A 17,841-nucleotide genomic window follows, 5' to 3' on the forward strand; every position below is an offset into this window, starting at 1 on the left:
GGCGCGGGGGGGGGGGGTGGGGGGGGGGGATCCGGGGGCCAATGCGGCGCGGCCGGTTGGGGTTGGTGGTTCGGCGGGTCACGTCCCCGGGGGGGGGGGGGGGGGGGGGAGAGGCGGGAGACGGGGACGTGCTGCGGACCATGTCCTGACCTTATGCGCACGAGGGGCCCGCCCGTCCCGGGAGCCGCTGCCGGGGCGGCCGGCCCCGCCGCCCAAGGTCACACTTTGGCAAAGTGGCGGGAGAGCGGGCTCACAGGGAAATGGATGCCCCGGTTCCGTTGTTACGGGCTTCGGAGGCGCCGCACGCCCCGGCCAAGGCCGTACCGGCTAGGAGGTAGCCCGCAATGAGCCAATACGTGTCCAGGCTCCGCAGCCGTTCCCACGGTCCGTTCCCGGGCCGCTCCGGGCTGCGCCTGCCGGGCGCGGCCCGCCGCCCGCGCCGGGTCGCCATGCTGAGCGTGCACACCTCCCCGCTGCACCAGCCGGGCACCGGCGACGCCGGCGGCATGAACGTCTACATCGTCGAGCTGGCCAGGAAACTCGCCTCCCTCAACATCGAGGTCGAGATCTTCACCCGCGCCACGACCGGCACGCTCCCGCCCGCCGTCGAGCTGGCCCCCGGCGTCCTCGTACGGCACGTGGACGCCGGCCCGTACGAGGGCCTGGCCAAGGAAGAGCTGCCGGCCCAGCTCTGCGCCTTCACACACGGCGTGATGCAGGCGTGGGCGGGCCACCGCCCCGGCTACTACGACCTGGTGCACTCCCACTACTGGCTCTCCGGCCACGTCGGCTGGCTCGCCGCCGAGCGCTGGGGCGTCCCGCTCGTCCACGCCATGCACACCATGGCCAAGGTCAAGAACGCCGCGCTGGCCGCGGGCGACACCCCCGAACCCGCCGCGCGCGTCATCGGCGAGACCCAGATCGTGCGCGCCGCCGACCGGCTGATCGCCAACACGGACGAGGAAGCCGGCGAGCTGATCCGCCACTACGAGGCCGAGCGGAGCAAGGTCGCCGTGGTGCATCCGGGGGTGAACCTGGACCGGTTTCGGCCCGCGGACGAGGCCGCCCCCGGCGAAGCCGCCTCCGTCATTTCCGACGCTTTCGACACCTCCGGCTCCCGCGCCGCCGCCCGCGCCCGCCTCGGCCTGCCGCAGGACGCCCTGATCCCGCTCTTCGCCGGCCGCATCCAGCCGCTGAAGGCCCCCGACATCCTGCTGCGCGCCGTCGCCGTCCTGCTCGACGAGGAACCGTCCCTGCGGTCGCGCCTGGTCGTCCCCGTGGTCGGCGGCCCCAGCGGCAGCGGCCTGGCCAAGCCCGAGGGCCTGCAGAAGCTGGCCGCCCGCCTCGGCATCGCCGACGTCGTACGCTTCCGCCCGCCGGTCGGACAGGAACAGCTCGCCGACTGGTACCGCGCCGCGTCCGTGCTGGTCATGCCGTCCTACAGCGAATCGTTCGGCCTGGTCGCCATCGAGGCCCAGGCGTGCGGCACCCCCGTGATCGCCGCCGCCGTCGGCGGCCTCCCGGTGGCCGTACGCGACGGCGTCAGCGGCTTGCTGATATCCGGCCACGACCCGGCCGACTACGCCCGCGCCCTCGGCCGCTTCGCCCGCGACACCTCCCTGGCCGGCCGGATGGGCGGGGCCGCCGCCCGGCACGCCCGGTCCTTCGGCTGGGACACCGCCGCCGCCGCGACCGCCGAGGTGTACACCGCCGCGATGCAGGAACGGCGCCGTCACCTACGATCACCCCATGGCTGACGACACGGCACGACAGGTGATCGAGACGGCTCTCGACGACGCCGGCCTGACGTGGGAATCGCCCACCGACGGCACGTACGTGGTGACCCTGCCCGGCACCCGCAAACTCTCCACGACCTGTTCCCTGATCGTCGGCAAGCACTCCCTGTCGGTCAACGCCTTCGTCGTCCGCCGCCCGGACGAGAACCACGAGGCCGTGCACCGCTGGCTCCTGGAACGCAATACCCGCCTGTACGGCGTGAGTTACGCGATCGACAAGCTCGGCGACATCTACCTCGTCGGCAAGCTCCCCCTCACGGCCGTCACCCCGGACGAACTCGACCGCATCCTCGGCACGGTCCTGGAGAACGCCGACGGCAGCTTCAACACCCTCCTGGAGATGGGCTTCGCGTCCGCCATCCGCAAGGAGTACGAGTGGCGGGTGGCGCGCGGGGAGTCGACGCGGAATCTGGAGGCGTTCAGCCATCTGACGCGCGCGTCGGACTGAGGGCGGCTGCGTCTCTCCCCCCGTTACCCCCGTACTACCTCACCGTACGAACCGGATCTCCGGATACCGGGCCGACGGTCCGTCCAGCAACTTCCCGTCCCGCCCCCTGAGCCACCGGTCGAAGAACGCCGTCACATACGCCCGCTGCACGGCCACCGAGCGGTCCGGCGCGACCGTACCCACCAGCTTCTCGACGGTCTTCCGCGACAGCCCGCCCTCCCCGGCCAGCTGCGGCACCAGCGACTGCGCGTCCGTGAAGCTCGCGTGCGCGGCGCCGGTCAGGGTGAGGTCCCGGTGCCACCCCGAACTGTGCTCCCACACTGCCTTCCAGGACGCGACCGTGTGGTGGTCGTCGCCCTCCTTGCCCATCAGGAGCAGCGGGCGGTCCAGCCCGTCCGTACCGACCGTGGACGGATGGGCGGGATCGTCATCGCGCTGCGTATAGCCCATCACTCCGTCCATGTTCACCGCCGCCTTGATCCGGCGGTCGTCGTGCATGGCCTGCGCCGCCGTGAACCCACCACCGGACTGCCCGAACATCCCCACCGACCGCAGATCCAGCGCACCTCGCAGGGAGCGCGGCAGCGCCGACCGGCCCAGCTCGTCCAGGACGAAACGCGTGTCGGCCACCCGCACGGCCGTCAGCTTCTTCAGCAACTCGGTGACCTGCGCGGGCGTCTTCGCCTTCCCGGCCTCCTCCGGCATACGGGTACGCGCCACCCGCCCGTCCGGAAACTGCACCCCGGGCGCTTCGTACGTGTGATCAACGCTGACGACGACGTACCCGCGGGAGGCCAGCTCGTCGGCGAGCGTGCTGCCCAGCGAGCGCGGATCCGCCGCTCCGGGCGAGTAGATCACCACCGGGAATCCCCGCCCGGAGTGCCGCGCGACCGGCGCGTCGAGGTGCGCGTGCGTAAGGGTGGCGCCCCAGTCGGCCAGGCCCTTCGGAACGTCCTTCGAGAAGTTGCTCCAGTCCTCGAACGCGGCGGCCTCGCCCGGCAGCATCTGAGGCGCGCGCGGATACCCGCCGGCCGCACGGGCCGGATAGCGGACGCTCACCATCAATTCCCGGTACGGGCGCGCCGCCACCCAGGGGTCGCGACGGGCTGTGTCCACCAAGTGGAGCGAGGACACGCCCACTTGGTACGGGCCGGTCGGAGCGGGGAGCGCCATCCGGACCGGTGCCGCGCTGTGCGGGGCGGCCTTCGCCGTGTTCGCTGTGCTTGCCGTGCCCGTCGTGCTCCCTGGCGCCGGGGAAGCGAGGGCGAGGGCCGCCACGGCGGCCAGCCCCGTCATCACACAGCCACGCCGCGTAAAGGTCGTCATTCAGGATCTCCCCGTTCCGGTGTTCTGTCGTTCCGGTGGTCCGTCCGGGGCGTCCGCCGCCCCCCGCGACCAGCCTTCCGAACCCGTACGCGCGGCGCGATCGTGCCAGCACCCGTATCGGTGCCCGTACCCCCACGACCCGGTGCCCGGCCCCCGCTCGAAGATCAACCTCGCGCCCCGTACGCGGCCACCTCCGCCGACCGTGGGCCGCGGCGATTCCCTGGCCGAAAGTGGATTACGCTCGAAGGCATGGCCGACGCACCGTACAAGCTGATCCTCCTTCGCCACGGCGAGAGCGAGTGGAACGCGAAGAACCTGTTCACCGGCTGGGTGGACGTCAATCTGAACGAGAAGGGCGAGAAGGAGGCGGTCCGCGGCGGTGAGCTGCTCAAGGACGCCGGCCTGCTCCCCGACGTCGTGCACACCTCCGTCCAGAAGCGCGCCATCCGCACCGCGCAGCTGGCCCTGGAGGCCGCCGACCGCCACTGGATCCCGGTCCACCGCAGCTGGCGCCTGAACGAGCGCCACTACGGTGCGCTCCAGGGCAAGGACAAGGCGCAGACCCTGGCCGAGTTCGGCGAGGAGCAGTTCATGCTCTGGCGCCGCTCGTACGACACGCCGCCGCCCCCGCTGGCCGACGACGCCGAGTTCTCCCAGATCGACGACCCGCGCTACGCGATCATCCCCAGCGAGCTGCGCCCGCGCACCGAGTGCCTCAAGGACGTCGTCGTCCGCATGCTCCCGTACTGGTACGACAGCATCGTCCCGGACCTGGCCACCGGCCGCACCGTCCTGGTCGCCGCCCACGGCAACTCGCTCCGCGCCCTGGTCAAGCACCTCGACGGCATCTCCGACGCGGACATCGCCGGCCTGAACATCCCCACCGGCATCCCGCTCTCCTACGAGCTCGACGCCGACTTCCACCCGGTCACCCCGGGCGGCACCTACCTCGACCCGGAGGCCGCCAAGGCCGCGATCGAGGCGGTCAAGAACCAGGGCAAGAAGAAGTAAGCAACGCGATCGCGATCACGGCCTCTCACCTGCACGTTTGGTGCGGTGAGGGGCCTTGGTCCTTTCCGGGCCGCCCACGGGCCGCAACCTGCCGCCGCATGTCCCTCCGCCTGGCGTGCCCCACCCACCTCGATCGGGAACATGACGGAGCCCAACCAGCCATTGTAAAGAAAACACTAAATAATCCACGGGACGATCCACGTCGTTGGCGATTCAACCGATGACGACGACGGGAGTGCCGAGATGTGCGGAATCTCCGGCTGGCTCGCGTTCGACCACGACCTGACCAAAGAGCAGGCGACGGTGGACGCGATGACCGGGACCATGGCCTACCGGGGCCCCGACGCCGGGGGCACCTGGGTGGACCGGCACGTGGCACTCGGCCACCGCCGCCTGGCGGTGATCGACATCGCGGGCGGCACGCAGCCGATGCGTGTCGACACCCCCAACGGCCCGGTGGCCATCACCTACAGCGGCGAGGTGTACAACTTCACCGAGCTGCGCGAGGAACTGCGTCGTCACGGCCACCGCTTCCGGACGGCCAGTGACACCGAGGTCGTGCTGCGCGGATACCTGCAGTGGGGCGAGGCACTGGCCGACCGGCTCAACGGCATGTACGCCTTCGCGGTCTGGGACTCCCGGAACGAGAAGCTGGTCATGATCCGCGACCGGATGGGCATCAAGCCCTTCTACTTCCACCCCACCGCCGACGGCGTGCTGTTCGGCTCGGAGCCCAAGGCCATCCTGGCCCACCCGATGTTCAAGCGGGTGATCGAGGCCGACGGCCTGTTCGAGCTGCTGAGCGTGTGCAAGACGCCGGGACACGCGATCTGGTCCGGTATGCGCGAGGTCCGGCCGGGCAGCCTCGTGGTGGTCGACCGCGCCGGTCTGCGCGAGCGGACGTACTGGAAGCTGGCGACCCAGGAGCACACCGACGACCGGGACACCACGGTCGCCAAGATCCGTGAGCTGCTCGAAGACATCGTGCGGCGCCAGCTCGTCGCGGACGTGCCGCAGTGCGTGCTGCTCTCGGGCGGACTGGACTCCAGCTCGATCACGGCGCTGTCCGCGCGGGAACTGGCCGCGCACGGCGAGAAGGTGCGCAGCTTCTCCGTCGACTTCGTCGGGCTGGCCGACAACTTCCGGCCCGACAGCATGCGGGCCACCCCGGACTCGCCGTTCGTGCACGACGTGGCCGACCACGTCGGCTCGCTGCACGAGGACATCGTGCTGCCCCACACCGCGCTCACCGATCCCGACGCGCGCAGGGCGGTCCTGGCCGCCAAGGATTTCCCCAGCGGCCTCGCCGACGTGGACGTATCGCTGTACATGCTGTTCAAGGCGATCCGCGAACACTCCACGGTCGCCCTCTCCGGGGAGACGGCGGACGAGCTCTTCGGCGGCTACCCGTGGTTCCAGGACCCGGTGGCGCAGCGCGCCGGCATCTTCCCGTGGATGGTCCCCGTACTGTCCGAGTGGTCCAAGGCGAACGCGCTGGGGCTGCTCAACCCGGACCTGGTCGCCATGAGTGACCTGGGGGCGTACGTCAAGGACCGGTACAGCGAGGCGGTTGCCGGCGTCGAGCTGCTGCCCGGGGAGGACGAACAAGAACGCCGCATGCGCGTCATGTCCCATTTGCACCTCACCCGGTTCCTCCAGGTGCTGCTCGACCGCAAGGACCGGATCAGCATGGCGGTCGGCCTGGAGGTCCGGGTGCCGTACTGCGACCACCGGCTGGTGGAGTACGTCTACAACACCCCGTGGGCGATGAAGAGCTTCGACGGCCGGGAGAAGAGCCTGCTCCGCGCAGCCGCCGGCGACCTGCTCCCGCGATCGGTGGTGGAGCGCCTGAAGAGCCCCTACCCGTCCACCCAGGACCCGGGCTACGCGGCCGGCCTCCAGCAGATGGCCAGGCAACTGCTCTCCGAGCCGGGCCACCCGATCTTCCAGATCGTGAACCGCGCATCGATCGACACCATGGTGAAACTGGACCCGGTGAAGATGCCGGACGCCATCCGCGAGCAGCTCGACCGGATGATCGACATCGCAACCTGGCTGGACCTGTATCAACCGGAGATCCGGATGGCCTGACCGGTTGGTGTCAGGGTCGATGGCGGGCCCTGAACCGGGCCCGAGCCTCCTGTCTGCGGTTTCCCCGCCGACAGGGGGCTCCGCCGTTCCGGGGACCGCCGGGGCGTCCGGCGCTGTGCGTGTCGTGCTCTTTCGTGGCCGGATCGCTGCCCTGTACCGGTACGCGGACCGGCCGAAACCGCTCGACCGGGCTCGGCTGCCGTCGGACGCTTCGCCGACGCGCCGTCGGCTGCTCCGGGCACACGGACCGCAGCAGCCCCAGGAGTCGCTGTTCGACCTGGACGATGACCTGACGACGGAGGAGTACCTGAAGCTGCACGAAGTGTTCGAGGAGCTGGGGCGCGCACGAAGCTCGTCTGCATCTTCTTCACAGCCGATGTGAAGAGTGGCATCCACGTCATCCACTGGGGAGAAGCCCACCTCGAACTCGACCGCACCTTCACCTGGCTGCACAGTGAGGAGCTTCCTGTCACCGGTCCGCCCGCCGGGTGACCGCGGGCAAGGGCCCCGGTCGGCGGTGTGCCGAGCGGGGCCCGTCCCTCCCGCCGCAGGTGTCCCCCAAACACCCGCCGGAACGTTTGGGCCGGACTGCGGGCGGGAGCCGGCCGCAGCGGCGGTCCTGAATCAGCCGCAGCTGCCGCCGCACTGGCACGGGCCGCCGGACTGGCAGCCGCAGGAGCAGCCGGGGCCGCAGCCGCAGTTGGAGAGTCGGGGTTCGGGGGTGGAGGTGCGCGGCATGGGGTGCCTCCTTGGGAAGAGGGGCATTGGTTGTCGTCCTCTTCCATTGGAGGCCCGCTCGATGAGGCGCATCAACGGCGCGCGGTGGCACGGCGCGCCGTCGAACGGGCCCTGGACGGAGCCGGGCGCCGCTACGCGCCCTCCACCGGTGCCGGCGCGGCGATCTCGTCCGCGTGCTCGCCGGTGACCAGGTAGACGACGCGCTTGGCGACCGACACCGCGTGGTCGGCGAACCGCTCGTAGTAGCGGCCGAGCAGCGTCACGTCCACGGCGGTCTCGATGCCGTGCTTCCAGCGGTCGTCCATCAGGTGCTGGAAGAGGGTGCGGTGGAGGAGGTCCATCGCGTCGTCGTCCTGTTCCAGCTGGAGCGCCAGATCGACGTCCTTGGTGATGATGACCTCGCCGGCCTTGGCCATCAGGCGCTGGGCGAGCTGGCCCATCTCCAGGATCGTGGCGTGCAGATCCCGCGGTACGGCGCGCTCGGGGAACCGCAGCCGGGCGAGCTTGGCCACGTGCTGGGCCAGGTCGCCGGAGCGTTCCAGGTCGGCGCTCATCCGCAGGGAGGTGACGACTATCCGCAGGTCGGTGGCGACCGGCTGCTGGCGTGCCAGCAGGGCTATCGCGCGGGCCTCCAGGTCCCGCTGGAGATCGTCCACCTTCTCGTCGGCGGCGATGACGGCCTCGGCCAGCTTCAGGTCCGCGTCGAGTATCGCCGTGGTGGCGCGACCGATCGCGGAGCCGACGAGCCTGGCCATCTCGACGAGGCCTTCGCCGATCGAATCCAGCTCCTCGTGGTACGCGTCCCGCATCAGTGACCTTCTCTCGGTTCGGGGGTGCCGTGTCGCCCGGGATGGTGATCCGGTGTCCGGGGTGGTGTCGTGGGGGCCGGAATCCCCACGCTCCCACGTTCCGGGCCGAACGCGACCGGTTCTGCCACCCGGAATGAACCGGCGCCGACACCAAGGTGAACTCTGGGCGACGTATGTTCGAGCAGGCCCTCGAACGGCTGGGGAAGTGTCACAGCCGACGCATAACCTGGAGTCATGAACGTGGACGCGGCCGTCGCCGCAGTGGCAGCGATCGCCGGTTTGTGCACCGGCGTCTTCGCCATGCTGGCGTTCCGCTGGAGTGAGCGGGATCAGGCCAAGCCCACCCGTACCTCCCTGCACACCGACGCGGTGCTGCCGCCCGGTGTGGACACGGTCCTGTCCGTGCTGCGCTCCTCGGCCGTCGTCCTGGACGAGGCCGACGCCGTCGTCAAGGCCAGCTCCGCCGCGTACGCCCTCGGACTCGTACGCGGCGGCAAGCTGGCCGTCGAGCCGATGCTCCAGATGGCCCGCGAGACCCGCCGCGACGGCGAGATACGCCAGATCGAGCTGGACCTGCCGCGCCGGGGCACGGGCCGGGGCGGCGACGCCCTGGCGGTCTCCGCGCGGGTCGCGCCCCTCGGCTCGCGGCTGGTGCTGCTCCTGGTCGAGGACCTGACCGAGGCCCGGCGCATAGAAGCGGTACGCCGCGACTTCGTCGCCAACGTCAGCCATGAGCTCAAGACCCCGGTCGGCGCGCTGTCGCTGCTGTCCGAGGCGGTCATGGACGCGAGCGACGACCCGGAGGCCGTCGAGCGCTTCGCGGGCCGCATGCAGAACGAGGCCACGCGCCTGACCAACCTCGTACAGGAACTGATCGACCTCTCCCGGGTGCAGAACGACGATCCGCTGGAGGACGCCGAACCGGTGCGCGTGGACGAGCTGGTCGCCGAGGCGATCGACCGCTGCCGCCAGCAGGCCGGCAGCAAGCAGATCACCATGGCCGCCGCCGGCACCGCCGACCTGCACGTCTGGGGCAACCGCGGCCAGCTCGCCGCTGCTCTCGGCAACCTCGTCGAGAACGCCGTCAACTACTCACCGGCCCGTACCCGGGTCGGTATCGCGGGCCGCCGTGTCCAGGCGCACGGGGGCGACCTGATCGAGATCGCGGTGACCGACCAGGGCATCGGGATATCGGAGAAGGACCGGGACCGTATCTTCGAGCGGTTCTACCGCGTGGACCCGGCGCGCTCGCGCGCCACCGGCGGGACCGGTCTCGGCCTCGCCATCGTCAAACACGTGGCCGCCTCGCACGGCGGGGAGGTCACCGTATGGAGCGCTGAGGGACAGGGCTCCACCTTCACCCTGCGTCTCCCGGAGGCCGGCGCCGTGCGTGACCGTGCGCGTACCGCCTCCGACCCGTCGGCGGAGGGCCTCGACGACGAGGACCGCCCGTACGAGACCTTCAACGATCCGCTCCCTGCTCACCCTGCCCCGGAGGTCCTTCCGTGACCCGAGTGCTCGTCGTCGAGGACGAGGAATCGTTCAGTGACGCCCTGTCGTACATGCTCCGCAAGGAGGGCTTCGAGGTCGCCGTCGCGGCCACCGGCCCCGACGGCCTGGACGAGTTCGAGCGCAACGGCGCCGACCTGGTCCTGCTGGACCTGATGCTGCCGGGCCTGCCCGGCACCGAGGTCTGCCGCCAGCTGCGCGGCCGCTCCAACGTCCCGGTCATCATGGTGACCGCGAAGGACAGCGAGATCGACAAGGTGGTCGGTCTGGAAATAGGAGCCGACGACTACGTCACCAAGCCCTTCTCCACCCGGGAACTGGTCGCCCGGATCCGCGCGGTGCTGCGCCGCCGCGGTGAGCCGGAGGAGGTCACGCCGCAGGCCCTGGAGGCCGGGCCGGTACGGATGGACGTGGACCGCCACGTCGTCACGGTCTCCGGCGGGAAGGTGGACCTGCCCCTGAAGGAGTTCGACCTCCTGGAGATGCTGCTGCGCAACGCGGGCCGGGTGCTGACCCGTATGCAGCTGATCGACCGCGTCTGGGGCGCCGACTACGTGGGCGACACCAAGACGCTGGACGTGCACGTGAAGCGACTGCGCGCCAAGATCGAACCGGACCCGGGCGCGCCGCGGTACCTGGTCACGGTCCGCGGCCTGGGGTACAAGTTCGAGCCGTAAAAGGCGGTAAGAGGCAAGGGACGGCGGCTGGGCAGCGGGCCCGGCCGTCTTCAGGGCACCGCGGTTTCCCGTACCGGACCACGGGCCGTACCAAGGGCCCTACCAAGGACGCTACGCGAGCGCCGTGCGCCCCGGATCACCCGGGACCGCACGGCGCTCGCGGTCGTCCTGTGCGTGACGGCTGCGAGCCGGCACCGGCGCGTCAGCGGCCGTCGGCCTTGGCGGCCTTCCGGCCTCAGCGGCTCTCGGGCGACTGCGGCGTGCCGCTGCCGCCCGGCGTGGCGCTGCCGCTGGGCGAGCCGCTCGGCGTGGCCGCGCCCGAGGGGCTGCCGGACGGCGAGGCGGGGCTGCCGGACGGGCGGGCCGAGCCGGACGGCGACGGCAGCTCGCTCGGGCCGAAGTCCTTGAAGAAGCTCTTGGCCGGGACGACGAAGGCCCGCAGGGAGACCTTCCCGGCGTCGCTGAAGTCGAAGGTCACGGACTGCGCGTCGCCGTTCTTCACGGACTCGCGGCCGCTGGTCAGTACGGCGGAGGCGTTGTCCTTGCCGCCGATGACGATCGAGCCGCCGGCCGGGACCACGATAGGCCCGGAGCCCTTGGCGGGCGCCAGCTTGGCTTCCTTGTTCGTACCGTTGACCTTGATGGACTCCAGCGTCTGGTCCTTGCTGCCGTTGTTGAACACGGTCGCGGTCACCACGGCCGGGCCCTGGGCGTTCGGGTCGGGCTGGGTGACGACGGAGGCGTTCTGGATCTTGATGTCGCCGACGCTGGTCGCGGCGTTGTCCGGCTTGACCTGGAGCGTCTGGGCGTCGTTCCCGGCTCCGCACGCGGAGAGCGTGGCAATCGAGAGCGTGAGGACGGTGGCGGCGAGGACGCCGCGTCGAAGGCTGCGGCTCACGGCGGCGGCATCTCCTTGGACGAACTACGGCGGCCGAACTTCGAGCCCGGTCGCGGGGGCGGCTGGGCGGCCCGTGCGCGGCCGCCGTGTCGACGTCCGCGTAAAGCCGCCCTAAGGGTGTGTCAGCGCCGCTAGGTTACCGAGCCGCCCCCGGGCCGCCGCACCCGACCCGCCCCCAGGACGATCACACCCTCGTCACATCCCTCCACAGCACGCCACGGGCGCCCTCCGCCGTACGTCCGAATGCCGCGGACCGCCCGTCACCGGGGAAGTTCCCGGGCCGCTTCGTCTAAGACCCCGGCGGGCCCGTAGAAGAAACCCGAATATGAGGCAAGCGGCCGTTCGGGTGAAGCGTGACGGTTTCCCCGGAGGTAAATCGGCATTCGCAGGGAATGCGACGGCTTCCCGGAATTGATCACGTACGGCGTCCGGCGCGTGATGATCAATTCACGATTCGGCGGACACCCGCCTCCCGGAACCGAACGGAGTAGCGGAACTGCGACATCCGGATTCCGGCAAAACGGGACGTACGGGCGTCGTGCCGGGCCCCTTCCGGGGTGTGACGTACGTGTTTCAGGCCGCGCGCGAAGCGCCTCCGACCTGCGAATTCCTGCACCCGGAGGGCCGCCGAAGCACGTTCCGGCCGTTGTTGTCAAGCCCCGAGATATGCCCTGACCTGCGAAAACGCCATTCAGAACAGCCCGTTCCCGTGTTAGCATGGATAGCCACGGAAGGGGTACCTGTCACATGACGTTCAAGGTTGGCGACACCGTGGTCTATCCCCATCACGGGGCCGCGCTGATCGAGGCCATCGAAACTCGCCAGATCAAAGGCGTGGACAAGACCTACTTGGTGCTGAAGGTCGCCCAGGGCGATCTGACTGTTCGTGTACCAGCGGACAATGCGGAGTTCGTCGGCGTACGCGATGTGGTCGGCCAGGACGGGCTGGACCGGGTCTTCGAGGTGCTGCGCGCACCGTATGCCGAAGAGCCGACGAACTGGTCCCGTCGTTACAAGGCAAATCTGGAGAAGCTCGCTTCGGGTGACGTGATCAAGGTCGCCGAGGTGGTGCGTGACCTGTGGCGTCGTGAGCGGGAGCGCGGTCTGTCCGCCGGTGAGAAGCGGATGCTCGCCAAGGCCCGCCAGATTCTGGTGAGCGAACTCGCCCTCGCGGAGAACACCAACGAGGACAAGGCCGAGGCCCTGCTCGACGAGGTCCTCGCGTCCTGACGACGTAAGAATGCCGCGGTGCCCGAGTGGCGGCCGACTCCGGCTCGGAGCGGTCAGTTGCCGGGCGCTGCGGCATATCTGCCTGCACTGCGGGTCCGCACTACAGGAACCGCACGCGCGTCGCGCAGGCTGCGGGAAAGCGTGCGGAACCGTGCACTACCGAGAACCGTGCACTACCGAACTCTGTGATCGTTCCCCGTGGTGATCGCCCCCGTGTTCGTCCCGACAAGATCCGCCGTCTCGCCGGCTTATGGCGTGCCGGGCCCGGGCAGCTGTCCCGACCGGTCGTCACGGAAGGGTCCGGATCGGGGCGTCGCGCCCGGCACACTGCGGCCATACCCATGTCGGCTCAGGAAACAAACCTGTCTGCGCTAATTCCGGGGTCTCCCCGGGCTTCGGAGCAACCGATGTCAGACCTATCCCCAGATTCCGCCGGTCACACCGGCGCGCCCCGGCTCCGTACGGCCGCGGTGATCCCCGCCGCCGGACGCGGCGTACGGCTGGGTCCGGGCGCCCCCAAGGCGCTCCGGGCGCTGGGCGGCACACCCATGCTCGTGCACGCCGTACGCGCGATGGCCGCCTCCCGCGCCGTCTCCCTCGTCGTGGTCGTCGCCCCGCCGGACGGCGCCACCGAGGTCCGCAACCTGCTGGACCAGTACCCGCTCTCCGAGCGCACCGACCTGAAGGTCGTGCCCGGCGGCGAGACCCGCCAGGAATCCGTGCGCCGCGGCCTGGAGGCGCTGCCCGACACCATCGACGTGGTGCTGGTGCACGACGCGGCCCGGCCGCTGGTCCCCACCGACACGGTCGACTCGGTGATCGCCGCCGTACGGGACGGCGCCCCGGCCGTCGTACCGGCGCTGCCGCTCGCCGACACCGTCAAGCAGGTCGAGCCGCGCACCGGCGCGCGGGCCGGCGAGCCGGAGCCCGTGGTGGGCACCCCGGAGCGGGCCCGGCTGCGCGCCGTACAGACCCCGCAGGGCTTCGACCGGGCGACCCTGGTCAAGGCCCACGAGTCCGTCGCCCTCCAGGGTGACGGCGCGACCGACGACGCCGGGATGGTCGAGCAGCTCGGCGCGCCCGTCGTGGTGGTGCCCGGCCACGAAGAGGCGTTCAAGGTGACCCGGCCGCTGGACCTGGTGCTCGCCGAAGCCGTACTCGCCCGCAGGAGGGCCACCGATGGTTATGTATGAGCCGCAGCGCATGCCGCTGGTGGGCATCGGCACCGATGTGCACGCCTTCGAGAAGGGGCGCGAACTGTGGGTCGCCGGGCTCCTCTGGGACGACGCGGCGAGCGACGGGTACGGCCTGGCCGGGCACAGCGACGGCGACGTGGTCGCGCACGCGGCCTGCGACGCGCTCTTCTCGGCCGCCGGCGTCGGCGACCTCGGCGCGCACTTCGGCACCGGCCGCCCGGAGTACGCCGGCGCCTCCGGCGTGACGCTGCTGTCCGAGGCGGCCCGCATCGTACGGACCGAGGGCTTCGTGATCGGCAACATCGCGGTGCAGGTCATCGGCGTACGCCCGAAGATCGGCAAGCGGCGCGCCGAGGCCCAGAAGGTCCTCTCGGAAGCGGCCGGCGCGCCGGTCTCGGTCTCCGGCACGACCTCGGACGGCCTGGGCCTGACGGGCCGCGCGGAGGGGCTGGCGGCGGTGGCCACGGCCCTGGTGGTGCCGGGGATCTAGGCGACGGAGCCGGGCGCGGGCGTACGGGCCAGGCGTGCGCGGTGGCCGGGCGCTGGTGTACGAGCCGGGCGCGCACACCGGCCAGGCGCGGGCGTACAAACCGGAGCATCCGGCCGCCACAGGCCGTACGCCTGGCAGCCACCACCGGCCGGCCGCCCCGGCCACCACCGGTCGGCCGCCCGCCCACGGGTGAATATCGGTCAGGCGGCGTGGGAATCCCGCGCGGCGTGCGGGAGTTGGGCAGAGTCGGGAGTGCGAATCCGTCCGTACCCCGCTGTCCGCACGCCGTAACCCCGCACCCCGCGGCCCGCCGCCGCCCGCCCGACCGTCCGCAGGAAGGACTCACCATGGCAGTCGCACTGTCCGACGACCTCAAGACCCTCCTCGACGGCCCGGTCTTCGTGACCCTCGCGACCATCCAGCCCGACGGCAGCCCGCAGGTGACTCCGGTCTGGGCCAAGCGGGACGGCGACGACGTGCTGATCTCCACCACCGTCGGCCGCCGCAAGGAGCAGAACCTGCGCCGCGACCCGCGCGCGACGGTGCTCGTGCTCCCGTTCGACGCGCCGTACACGTACGCCGAGATCCGCGGCACGGCCACCCTGAGCCCCGACGCGGAGCGGCAGCTGGTCGACGAGCTGTCGCACAAGTACACCGGCAAGCCGTACGACGAGTTCAACCCCGGCGCGCCGGACGACTCCCCGCGCGTCATCGTCCGGATCACCCCGCGCAAGGTGGTCGGCCGGTTCTGAGACGGCGGTGACCACACGCGTCGTGCCGAGGGGAAATATCACGCTTCTGTGACCGTGTACCCCAGGGGTCGCGGGGCACTGTCCGGTTCGGACTACCCTTGATGCGTGACTATTCGCCTGTACGACACCAGCGCCCGGCAGACTCGTGATTTCACCCCGCTCACGCCGGGCTGTGTCTCGATCTACCTGTGCGGCGCGACCGTGCAGGCCGCACCGCACATCGGGCACATCCGGTCGGGGCTGAACTTCGACATCATGCGCCGCTGGTTCCTCCACCGCGGCTACGACGTGACGTTCATCCGGAACGTCACGGACATCGACGACAAGATCATCACGAAGGCCGCCGACCAGGGCCGTCCGTGGTGGGCGATCGGCTACGAGAACGAGGTCGCCTTCAATGCGGCCTACGACGCGCTCGGCTGCCTGCGTCCCACGAACGAGCCGCGCGCGACCGGCCACATCCCCGAGATGATCGAAATGATGCGGGGCCTGATCGACCGCGGTCACGCCTACGCGGCGGACGGCAACGTCTACTTCGACGTACGGTCCTTCCCGGGCTATCTGGAGCTGTCCAACCAGGAGCTGGACAACCTGCTCCAGCCCTCCGGCGAGGGCGAGACCGGCAAGCGCGACCCGCGCGATTTCGCCATGTGGAAGGCGGCGAAGCCGGGCGAGCCGAGCTGGGAGACCCCCTGGGGCCGCGGCCGTCCCGGCTGGCATCTGGAGTGCTCGGCCATGGCGCACAAGTACCTGGGCACCGCCTTCGACATCCACGGCGGCGGCGTCGACCTGGTCTTCCCGCACCACGAGAACGAGATCGCGCAGGCCAAGGCGTACGGCGACGACTTCGCCGCCTACTGGTGCCACAACGCCTGGGTGACCATGAGCGGCGAGAAGATGTCCAAGTCGCTGGGCAACTCGGTGCTGGTCTCGGAGATGGTCAAGCGCTGGCGCCCGATCGTGCTGCGCTACTACCTGGGCACCCCGCACTACCGCTCGATGATCGAGTACAGCGAGGAGGCGCTGCGCGAGGCCGAGTCCGCGTTCGCGCGGATCGAGGGCTTCGTCCAGCGCGTGGTGGAGAAGGCCGGCCCGGTCGAGCCCGCCGCCGAGGTGCCGCCGGCCTTCGCCGAGGCGATGGACGACGACCTCGGCGTCCCGCAGGCGCTCGCCATCGTGCACACCACCGTCCGGCAGGGAAACTCCGCGCTGACCGCCGACGACAAGGAATCGGCCGTCGCGCGCCTGGCGGAGGTCCGCGCCATGCTCGGCGTGCTGGGCCTGGACCCGCTGGACGAGCACTGGTCGGGCGGCGGCACGGACCGCGGCGAGGACCTGCACGGCGTCGTCGACTCGCTCGTCCGGCTGGTCCTGGAGCAGCGCCAGGCGGCCCGCGCCCGTAAGGACTACGCGACCGCCGACGCCATCCGCGACCAGCTCCAGCAGTCCGGCCTGGCCATCGAGGACACCCCTTCGGGGCCCCGCTGGTCGCTGTCCTGAGGCCGATCGTCTTCCTGAGGCATCGCTCGGGGCAGGCGTCCACGGCAACCGGTCGGTAGCGGCTCGCCGCACCGGCCGGTTGGCCGTACCGGCCGCCTACAGGCGACACTTCTTGCAGACACGCGCCGGGCGCACAACACATCTGGGCCCGGCACACCAGGCACACATCCGTACGTACGTATCCACTCCACGTCGCGAGACGTCGAGAGCAGTGAAGAGACAGGTGACCCATGGCCGGCAACAGCCAGCGCAGGAACCGCCGCACGTCCAACAAGAAGGGCATGCAGGTCGGCAGCGGCGGCCAGCGGCGCCGGGGCCTGGAAGGCAAGGGCCCGACCCCGCCCGCGTCCGCGCGCAAGGGACATGTGAAGAACCGCGTCGCCAACGCCAAGGCCAAGCAGGCGGCCCACCGGCGCCCGGCCCCGCGCCGCGGCGGCGCCAAGGGCACCTCGGAGCTGGTCGTCGGCCGTAACCCGGTCTTCGAGGCGCTGCGCGACGGCGTGCCCGCGACGACGCTGTACGTGCAGCAGTTCATCGAGAACGACGAGCGGGTGCGCGAGGCGCTGCAGCTCGCCGCCGACCGCGGCGTCAACCTGATGGAGGCGCCGCGCCCCGAGCTCGACCGGATGACCAACGGGCTCAACCACCAGGGCCTCGTCCTCCAGGTGCCGCCCTACGAGTACGCGCACCCCGAGGACCTGGCGGCCGCCGCCTTCGACGACGGCGAGGACCCGTTGATCGTCGCGCTGGACGGGGTCACCGACCCGCGCAACCTCGGTGCCGTGGTGCGTTCCGTCGCCGCGTTCGGCGGGCACGGCGTGGTCGTGCCGGAGCGGCGCGCCGCCGGTATGACGGCGGGCGCGTGGAAGACCTCGGCGGGCACGGCGGCCCGTACGCCGGTCGCGCGCGCCACGAACCTGACGCGCGCCCTGGAGGGCTACCAGAAGGCGGGCATGACCGTCGTGGGCCTCGCGGCGGACGGCGAGATGGAGCTCCAGGACCTGGAGGTGCTGGACGGGCCGGTCGTCATCGTCGTCGGCAGCGAGGGCAAGGGCCTGTCGCGGCTGGTCGGCGAGACCTGCGACGTACGCGTACGCATCCCGATGCCGGGCGGCGCCGAGTCGCTGAACGCGGGTGTCGCGGCGGGCGTGGTCCTGTGGGAGGCGGCGCGCCGGCGCGCGTGAGGTGGTGAGGCGCGCGGGCGGGCGGCTCACAGCCGAGCCCCTGCCCGCCGGTCCTCCCGCCCCCGGCTCGCCTCGTACCACCCCATCCACTCTCGTACGTACGTCCGAACCATCACCCGGAAGGCTGTTCGGCGGCGGCGTACGTCGCAACCCGTACGGCAGTGGCCTCCCCGCAGCCATGCGGAG

15 protein-coding genes are annotated in these 17,841 nt (G+C 71.0%); 12 read left to right on the forward strand and 3 right to left on the reverse strand.

The window, feature by feature from the left end; all coding sequences use genetic code 11:
- The first annotated feature begins 344 nt into the window (after positions 1–344).
- Both ADK86_RS32660 and ADK86_RS32665 read left to right on the forward strand, forming a co-directional pair.
- Entirely contained in the window at positions 345–1,757 is a 1,413-nt protein-coding gene (locus ADK86_RS32660; RefSeq protein WP_053699865.1) for a D-inositol-3-phosphate glycosyltransferase, read from the forward strand.
- The gene (locus ADK86_RS32665) at positions 1,750–2,244 is read left to right on the forward strand and encodes a YbjN domain-containing protein (protein WP_053699866.1); all 495 of its coding nucleotides are present in this window, start codon (positions 1,750–1,752) and stop codon (positions 2,242–2,244) included. Before ADK86_RS32660 ends, ADK86_RS32665 begins: the two co-directional genes overlap by 8 nt.
- Before the next feature lie 39 nt (positions 2,245–2,283).
- Here the strand turns inward: ADK86_RS32665 and ADK86_RS32670 are convergent, their stop codons facing one another.
- Positions 2,284–3,570: an alpha/beta hydrolase family protein gene (locus ADK86_RS32670; protein ID WP_267888824.1), complete on the reverse strand. Its 1,287-nt coding sequence runs from the start codon at positions 3,568–3,570 to the stop codon at positions 2,284–2,286.
- A gap of 249 nt (positions 3,571–3,819) precedes the next feature.
- On the opposite strand from ADK86_RS32670, the gene ADK86_RS32675 reads away from it, so the two are divergent.
- On the forward strand, positions 3,820–4,581 hold the full coding sequence (locus ADK86_RS32675) for a phosphoglyceromutase (protein ID WP_053699868.1): 762 nt from the start codon (positions 3,820–3,822) through the stop codon (positions 4,579–4,581).
- Positions 4,582–4,824: 243 nt separating this feature from the next.
- A complete protein-coding gene (asnB, locus tag ADK86_RS32680; RefSeq protein ID WP_053699869.1) occupies positions 4,825–6,672 on the forward strand; it encodes an asparagine synthase (glutamine-hydrolyzing) in 1,848 nt (615 codons plus the stop codon).
- An 869-nt stretch (positions 6,673–7,541) separates the two neighbouring features.
- On the opposite strand, the gene phoU is transcribed toward asnB, so the two are convergent.
- Positions 7,542–8,219 (reverse strand): phosphate signaling complex protein PhoU, encoded by a 678-nt coding sequence (gene phoU / locus ADK86_RS32690; RefSeq protein ID WP_003981264.1) that lies wholly within the window; start codon positions 8,217–8,219, stop codon positions 7,542–7,544.
- Positions 8,220–8,453: 234 nt separating this feature from the next.
- Between phoU and ADK86_RS32695 the strand changes: the two genes are divergently transcribed.
- Positions 8,454–9,728 carry a sensor histidine kinase gene (locus tag ADK86_RS32695; RefSeq protein WP_030372929.1) on the forward strand — a complete coding sequence of 425 codons (1,275 nt, stop codon included), beginning with the start codon at positions 8,454–8,456 and terminating at the stop codon, positions 9,726–9,728.
- Positions 9,725–10,405 (forward strand): response regulator transcription factor, encoded by a 681-nt coding sequence (locus ADK86_RS32700; protein WP_003981262.1) that lies wholly within the window; start codon positions 9,725–9,727, stop codon positions 10,403–10,405. Before ADK86_RS32695 ends, ADK86_RS32700 begins: the two co-directional genes overlap by 4 nt.
- 235 nt (positions 10,406–10,640) lie before the next feature.
- Here ADK86_RS32700 and ADK86_RS32705 read toward each other — a convergent pair whose 3' ends face one another.
- Positions 10,641–11,303 (reverse strand): hypothetical protein, encoded by a 663-nt coding sequence (locus tag ADK86_RS32705; protein WP_053699870.1) that lies wholly within the window; start codon positions 11,301–11,303, stop codon positions 10,641–10,643.
- Positions 11,304–12,050: 747 nt separating this feature from the next.
- Between ADK86_RS32705 and ADK86_RS32710 the strand changes: the two genes are divergently transcribed.
- The 6 genes from ADK86_RS32710 (at position 12,051) to rlmB (ending at position 17,655) form a co-directional block, all read left to right on the forward strand.
- The gene (locus ADK86_RS32710) at positions 12,051–12,533 is read left to right on the forward strand and encodes a CarD family transcriptional regulator (protein WP_003953493.1); all 483 of its coding nucleotides are present in this window, start codon (positions 12,051–12,053) and stop codon (positions 12,531–12,533) included.
- 407 nt (positions 12,534–12,940) lie between these two features.
- A complete protein-coding gene (gene ispD / locus ADK86_RS32715; protein ID WP_053699871.1) occupies positions 12,941–13,726 on the forward strand; it encodes a 2-C-methyl-D-erythritol 4-phosphate cytidylyltransferase in 786 nt (261 codons plus the stop codon).
- Positions 13,719–14,219 carry a 2-C-methyl-D-erythritol 2,4-cyclodiphosphate synthase gene (gene ispF, locus ADK86_RS32720; RefSeq protein WP_053699872.1) on the forward strand — a complete coding sequence of 167 codons (501 nt, stop codon included), beginning with the start codon at positions 13,719–13,721 and terminating at the stop codon, positions 14,217–14,219. The genes ispD and ispF overlap by 8 nt, the downstream gene beginning before the upstream one ends.
- A gap of 347 nt (positions 14,220–14,566) precedes the next feature.
- A complete protein-coding gene (locus tag ADK86_RS32725) occupies positions 14,567–14,971 on the forward strand; it encodes a PPOX class F420-dependent oxidoreductase (protein WP_053699873.1) in 405 nt (134 codons plus the stop codon).
- A 105-nt stretch (positions 14,972–15,076) separates the two neighbouring features.
- Positions 15,077–16,471: a cysteine--tRNA ligase gene (cysS, locus tag ADK86_RS32730; RefSeq protein ID WP_053699874.1), complete on the forward strand. Its 1,395-nt coding sequence runs from the start codon at positions 15,077–15,079 to the stop codon at positions 16,469–16,471.
- A 230-nt stretch (positions 16,472–16,701) separates the two neighbouring features.
- Positions 16,702–17,655, forward strand: coding sequence for a 23S rRNA (guanosine(2251)-2'-O)-methyltransferase RlmB (gene rlmB / locus ADK86_RS32735; RefSeq protein WP_030592409.1), 954 nt, complete (start codon positions 16,702–16,704; stop codon positions 17,653–17,655).
- Positions 17,656–17,841: the final 186 nt, after the last annotated feature.

It is taken from the genome of Streptomyces sp. NRRL F-5755, assembly GCF_001279365.1.
In the GTDB taxonomy this organism is placed as follows: Bacteria; Actinomycetota; Actinomycetes; order Streptomycetales; family Streptomycetaceae; genus Streptomyces; species Streptomyces rimosus.